Source organism: Streptomyces flavofungini (assembly GCF_041028215.1).
In the GTDB taxonomy this organism is placed as follows: Bacteria; Actinomycetota; Actinomycetes; order Streptomycetales; family Streptomycetaceae; genus Streptomyces; species Streptomyces flavofungini_B.
In genome coordinates, this window is record NZ_JASKYR010000437.1 from 1 (window position 1) to 6,504 (window position 6,504).

5 protein-coding genes are annotated in these 6,504 nt (G+C 71.1%); 3 read left to right on the plus strand and 2 right to left on the minus strand.

Features of this window, described 5'->3' with window-relative positions; translation table 11 throughout:
- Positions 1–291 precede the first annotated feature (291 nt).
- Complete coding sequence (locus AB8Z36_RS26145) at positions 292–864, plus strand: DedA family protein (RefSeq protein WP_369215832.1); 573 nt, start codon at positions 292–294, stop codon at positions 862–864.
- Positions 865–888: 24 nt separating this feature from the next.
- On the opposite strand, the gene AB8Z36_RS26150 is transcribed toward AB8Z36_RS26145, so the two are convergent.
- Together AB8Z36_RS26150 and AB8Z36_RS26155 are read right to left on the minus strand one after the other, a co-directional pair.
- Positions 889–2,559 carry a threonine/serine ThrE exporter family protein gene (locus AB8Z36_RS26150; protein WP_369215829.1) on the minus strand — a complete coding sequence of 557 codons (1,671 nt, stop codon included), beginning with the start codon at positions 2,557–2,559 and terminating at the stop codon, positions 889–891.
- 121 nt (positions 2,560–2,680) lie between these two features.
- Positions 2,681–3,172 (minus strand): inorganic diphosphatase, encoded by a 492-nt coding sequence (locus AB8Z36_RS26155; protein WP_030785786.1) that lies wholly within the window; start codon positions 3,170–3,172, stop codon positions 2,681–2,683.
- Between the two features lie 385 nt (positions 3,173–3,557).
- Here AB8Z36_RS26155 and dacB point away from each other — a divergent pair, with 385 nt between their 5' ends.
- Entirely contained in the window at positions 3,558–4,790 is a 1,233-nt protein-coding gene (gene dacB / locus AB8Z36_RS26160; RefSeq protein WP_369215830.1) for a D-alanyl-D-alanine carboxypeptidase/D-alanyl-D-alanine endopeptidase, read from the plus strand.
- A gap of 254 nt (positions 4,791–5,044) precedes the next feature.
- On the plus strand, positions 5,045–6,175 hold the full coding sequence (locus AB8Z36_RS26165) for a zinc-dependent metalloprotease (RefSeq protein WP_369215831.1): 1,131 nt from the start codon (positions 5,045–5,047) through the stop codon (positions 6,173–6,175).
- Positions 6,176–6,504: the final 329 nt, after the last annotated feature.

Genomic DNA, 6,504 nt, shown 5'->3' on the forward strand with positions numbered 1-6,504 from the left:
AGTCGGGGCTGCTCATCGGCTTCTTCCTGCCGGGCGGGGGGGGGGGGGGGGGGGGGGGGGGGGGGGGGGGGGGGGGGGGGGGGGGGGGGGGGGGGGGGGGGGGGGGGGGGGGGGGGGGGGGGGGGGGGGGGGGGGGGGGGGGGGGGGGGGGGGGGGGGGGGGGGGGGGGGGGGGGGGGCGCTTGCGCTCGGACCAAGCTGGCTGGATCCGGATTRCCTGCTGAACCAGTTCGGCATCTGGGGCCTGCTCCTGATCGTCTTCGCGGAGTCGGGGCTGCTCATCGGCTTCTTCCTGCCGGGCGACTCGCTGCTCTTCACCACGGGCCTGCTGATCACCACCAACAAGCTCGATTTCCCGCTCTGGCTCGCGGTCCTGCTGATCTGCGTGGCCGCCGTCCTCGGTGACCAGGCGGGCTATCTCTTCGGCAAGAAGGTCGGCCCCTCGCTCTTCAACCGACCCGACTCCAAGCTCTTCAAGCAGGAGAACGTGGTCAAGGCCCATGAGTTCTTCGAGAAGTACGGCCCGAAGTCCCTGGTCCTCGCCCGCTTCGTGCCGATCGTGCGCACCTTCACGCCGATCATCGCCGGCGTCTCGGGCATGCGGTACCGCTCCTTCATCACGTACAACATCATCGGCGGCGTGCTCTGGGGCGCGGGCGTCACGCTGCTCGGCTCCTGGCTCGGGAACATCGAGTTCGTCCACAAGAACATCGAGGCGATCCTGATCCTGATCGTCCTGGTCTCGGTGGTCCCGATCGCCATCGAGTTCCTGCGGGCCCGCAGCAAGAGCAAGAAGGCGGCGGCCGCGGACCCGGCCGCCCAGGGCGCCGCGCCGGGCCAGCGGGGCAGGCACGCGAAGCGCTGACACGCGCCGGGGCCGGACCGGGGGTCAGAAGCCCCTGGTCCGCTTGGCCGCACGGCGGTTCGCCGCCGAGGTCGCGCCCGGGACCTTCAGGATCAGCCGGGACACCTCGCTTCCGAGGTTCACGCCGATGGCGATCGCCAGGGCCGTGGCGACGGCCTTGGTGAGCGAGTTGATGCCGGTGTTGAGGTCGTTCTGGGCCAGGGCGAGCAGCCCGAAGTACGTGGCACTGCCCGGCAGCAGCGGCCCGATCGCGGCCGTCACGTACGGCAGTGACGAGGCGAACCGGTAGCGCGAGAAGAGCTGCCCGAAGAGCCCCACGAGCCCGGCGGCGACCGCCGTGGCCGCCACCGGCGACAGCTCAAGCGGCGTCTGCGCGAGCGCGCCGAACATGACCCAGGCGATACCGCCGTTGAGCGTCACGATCAGGACCGTGTTCCGCTCCTGCTGGAGCAGGATCGCGAAGGCGAGGCTCAGCGCCATCGACGCCAGGATCTGGATGACCGGCCGCGAGGACGTGACCCCGAACTTGGTCTCGGGCGTCAGGTTCGTCGCGTCCAGCATCACGCCGAGCGACAGCACGAGCAGCACACCGCAGACTATGCCGACAATCAGGTACATGACTTCGAGAAGGCGTGCCGCGGCGGTGATGTAGTAGCCGGTGAGACCGTCCTGCACGCCCGCGACCAGGGCTCTTCCCGGAATCAGCGCGAAGAGCCCACCGGTGATGACCGCGGAGGCCATGGACGCCTCGGTGTGCACGAAGCTGAGCGCCACACCCATCAGGGCGGGCGGCATCGCGGCGCCCACGAACTGGTAGAACTCCGGGAGCCCGCGCCCCGCGCAGAGCCAGGCGAGCCGGTCGCCCAGCATCGCGCCGACGGCCGCCACGAGGAACACCAGCGCGCCACCGCCCACGAGCACGGAAGCGGAGCCCGCGAGCAGCCCGCTGGCCGCCGTGAGCGCCCACCCCGGATAAGGGTGACGGTTACGCCGAATGCCCGCGAGCCTGCGGTAGGCCTCCTCAAGCGAGATCTCAAGATCCGGGTCGCTGATGTCGTCCACCAGGTGGAAGACCGCCGCGAGCCGGGTGTAGTCGGTGCCCCGGCGGCGCACCGTCCTGGAGGCGGTGACGGGGTCCTCGACGAGCGAGGGCTGGTGCGAGATCGACAGGAGGGTGAACGTGACGTTGGGCTCGCAGCGGTCCAGGCCGTAACTGCGGCAGACGGCGAACATGGCCGCCTCGACGTCCTCGGCGCCCTCACCGCCCGCGAGCAGCAGTTCGCCGATACGGAGCGTCAGGTCCAGGACGCGCGGGACGGCGGGCCCCGACTCGTCCTCCTGCTTCTGCGCCGCCTCCGGAGCGGGCCGCTCCGCGACCGGCATCCGCAGCATCGTGCGCATCTGGTCCTGCCAGGGGACCTCTTTGGTGAGCCGCACCAGGGGTATGCCCTGCGCGGGCGTGAAGGCCTGCGGGGCGTTGCGCGCGCTGTAGGTGTTAGGCGTCGTGAACGCCGACTTCTCGGTCTCCTGCGGCGTGGACGACGGTGCCGCGAAGCCGGACGGGACGGCGAACTCGGACGTCGTCTGCGACTCGTCCTCGGGAGTGTCCTGCGCGAGCACCCCACTCGGCTGGACGAACGCGCTGCGGGCCTCGTCCGACTGAGGCTTGCGGTCCTCAACCTCCTGCTCGGCCACTGATGCCCTCACTTCTCATACGACTCGTACGCACCTCCGTATGGCCAGTATGGGCACACATACACGAACGGGCCGCGCGGCCCGGTGATCGGTCCGCGCGGCCCGTACGAGGCCGGGAGGCTCAGTGGCCGCCCTGCGCCTCGAAGCGCTTGTACGACTTCTCGATCTCGGCCTCGGCGTCCGCACGGCCGACCCAGTCGGCGCCCTCGACGGACTTGCCGGGCTCCAGGTCCTTGTAGACCTCGAAGAAGTGCTGGATCTCCAGGCGGTCGAACTCGGAGACGTGGTGGATGTCACGCAGGTGCTCCACACGGGGGTCCGAGGCCGGGACGCAGAGCAGCTTGTCGTCGCCGCCCGCCTCGTCGGTCATGCGGAACATGCCGATGGCGCGGCACTTGATGAGGCAGCCGGGGAAGGTCGGCTCGTCCAGGATGACCAGGGCGTCCAGCGGGTCACCGTCCTCGCCGAGGGTGTTCTCGACGAAGCCGTAGTCCGCGGGGTAGCTGGTCGACGTGAAGAGGCGACGGTCCAGACGGATCCGGCCGGTCTCGTGGTCCACCTCGTACTTGTTCCGCGAACCCTTCGGAATCTCGATGGTGACGTCGAACTCCACGGGTGGCTCCTCCATGATCAGCACATACTTCGGGTGATTAAGTGTCCCTCACGCAGATGTGTGATCGCGAAAGGGGCTGGTCGTCGTGCCGGAGCTCAAGCCTTGGCGTCGGCCTCGACAGCTGCTGAGACAGCTGCCCAAGCCATCCGCCACCAAGCTTCCCCGGATCTCGGGAAAGCTCACGAACTGGCAGCTCACGGCGGGTGCCGCCACCCTCGGCCTGGTGATTTCGGCCGGGGCGGTGGCCGCGGCCGGCCCTTGGGACTCCTCCGGTCAGCGTACGGCGGAGCGGGTCCGGGCGGCCTCCCGGGATGCCGGGGGTGGCGCAGATCACGGTGGTCCGGGCGGCGAGGGGGCCCCGGACACCGCTCCGAGCGCCCGATCCGTGCTCGCCGGGTTCGGCGCGCGCGGCGGGACGGCGCCCGCGCCGACCGAGGCCGCCCTCGCGGACGTGCTCGATCCACTGCTGCGGGACCCGGCGCTCGGCCCCGAGCGCGCGGCCGTCGTCCTCGACGCGGCCACCGGCAAGCGCGTCTACGGCAAGGACGCGGGCCGTGGCCTGACGCCCGCGTCGACCGTCAAGATCGCCACGGCGGTCGCCGCGCTGTCCGCCCTCGGCCCCGACCACCGCATCGTCACCCGGGTGGTGGCCGAGCCCGACTCCTCCGAGGTCACCCTGGTCGGCGGCGGCGACCCCACGCTGACCGCCCGCGAGGACGGCCGCTATGTCGACACCGCCGCGAGCCTGCGCCGCCTGGCCGAGGACACGGCCCGCGCCCTCAAGGCCCGCCACACCGAGAAGGTGAAGCTCTCCTACGACACGTCCCTGTACGAGGGTCCCGCGCGGCACCCGATCGGCCCCAACGAGAACATCACCCCCGTCAGTGCCCTGATGGCCGACGAGGGCCGCCTCGACGACTCCTCCAGCGGCCCAGCCCCGCGCTCGACGGACCCGGCCCTCGACGCGGCGAAGAAGTTCGCGGACTTCCTGGCCGACCAGGGCATCGAGGTGGAGGCCAAGGACGATCCCCACTCGGCCAGGGCCTCCGGACGCGCCGAGTCCCTCGCCAAGGCCGAGTCGCCGCCCCTGTCGTCCCTGGTCGAGCGGATGCTGACGCACAGCGACAACGACATCGCCGAGGCCCTGGCCCGCCAGACCGCCGTCGCGGCCAAGGAGAAGGCCAGCTTCGACGGCGCGGACAAGGCGGTCCGCGCCCAGCTCACGAAGCTGAAGCTGCCCCTCGACGGGGCCAGGTTCGCCGACGGCAGCGGCCTGGACCGCGCCGACCGCGTCTCCGCCGACCTGCTGGCCGCGCTCCTGGACAGCGCCGCCGACCCGGCCCGCCCCGAACTGCGCTCGGTGGTGACGGGCCTGCCCGTCGCGGGCTTCACCGGCACCCTCGTCGACCGCTATCCCAAGGACTCCCCGGGCACCGGCCTGGTCCGCGCCAAGACCGGCACCCTGACCGGCGTGAACACCCTGGCGGGCACGGTGGTCGACGCCGACGGCCGCCTCCTGGTCTTCGCCTTCATGACCTCCGGCACGACGGACCCCCAGGCGGCCCAGAAGACCCTGGACGACATGGCGTCGACGGTGGCGAACTGCGGCTGCCGCTAGCGACACCCGCCTTGAGCCACCCGGGGGGCCGCCCCGAGAAGCCGCCCCGAGAAGCCGCTCCGAAGGAGCGCTTCGAAGGGGCGCGGGGAACTGCGCGCCCAGCCGAACCGCACCCGCGGACGCGAAGAAGAGCGAGGCGCCACCCCCTGAGGCGGGGCGGACCACCCCTAGGGGGCCGTGTCAGGGGAGAGCCGGGGGAAAAGCCAGGGGTGCAAGCCCCTCCACCCGAGGGAGCAACCACGTACCGTTGACGCATGACGAGCATCGGTGGTGCGGAGATGGTCGACTGGAATCTCGCGGTGGCGACCGCGACCCGGCTCGTGCGGCCGGGCCCAGAAGTGAGCCGCGACGAGGCACGTGCCGTCGTCGCCGAGCTCCGGCGGCATGCCAAGTCCTCGGAGGAGCACGTCCGTTCCTTCACCGGCATGGGGACGGAGGACACCCACGACACCCCGGTCCTGGTCGTCGACAGAGCGGGCTGGGTCCGGGCGAACGTGGAGGGCTTCAGGGAGCTCCTCAAACCCCTCCTGGACAAGATGCAGGACAAGCGCTCCGGCAGCGCGGGCGGAGCCGTGCTCGGCGCGGTCGGCGGCAAGGTGACGGGCGTCGAGCTCGGCATGCTCCTGTCGTTCCTGGCCTCCCGCGTCCTCGGGCAGTACGAGACGTTCGCCCCGGCCGCCCGGGACCTGCCCGCCGGGGAGACCGGCGGCGGCAGACTCCTCCTGGTCGCGCCGAACATCGTGCAGGTGGAGCGCGAGCTCGACGTGGACCCGCACGACTTCCGGCTCTGGGTCTGCCTCCACGAGGAGACCCACCGCACCCAGTTCACCGCCGTGCCCTGGCTCCGGGACTACCTGGAGGGCGAGATCCAGGCCTTCCTCGGCGAGACCGAGGTCGACCCGATGACCGTCCTTGAACGCGTCAGGGAGGCCGCCCAGACGTTCGCGGGCGGCCGCACCGACGCCGAGGACGAGGCGGCGGCCGACGGCGGGCGCTCCATCGTGGAGCTGGTGCAGACCCCCGCCCAGCGCGAGATCCTGGGCCGTCTCACCGCCGTGATGTCCCTGCTGGAGGGCCATGCCGACTTCGTGATGGACGGCGTGGGACCCGACGTCGTGCCCTCCGTCGCCGAGATCAGGGAGAAGTTCAAGGAGCGCAGGGCACGCGGCGCGAGCCGCCTCGATCAGGCGCTCCGCAAGCTGCTGGGCCTCGACGCGAAATTGCGCCAATATCGCGACGGCGAGCGCTTCGTGCGGGCGGTCGTGGACGAGGTCGGCATGGAAGGCTTCAACCGCGTCTGGACATCGCCGAACACGCTGCCCACCAAGGCGGAGATCGCCAAACCGGCGGATTGGGTCGCGCGGGTGCACCGTAAGGCGGAATGAGGGGCCCATTGAGGCCGATGGCAGGAGAACGCCCTCGCAATCACCCGTCCGAGGGACCGTGGGCGGTGGGTAGGCGTGCAATGCTCGGGGAACGGCTCGGCTCTGTCACCATCGACACACTCTGCGTGACCGAATGCTCGTGATTCCGCGGTCTGGACGACCAGATCCGGTCTCTTGAGTGGGTCCTTGAGCGATTGGTCCGAGGCACACCCCCCGAACTTCACGAAGGGAACCGGACATGGGTCCCCATCCTGCGGTCGCGGCGATACGCCTGGCGGTCCGCCGCGTACTCCACGACGTACTGACCGAGGCACAGCGCAGCTCCGAGA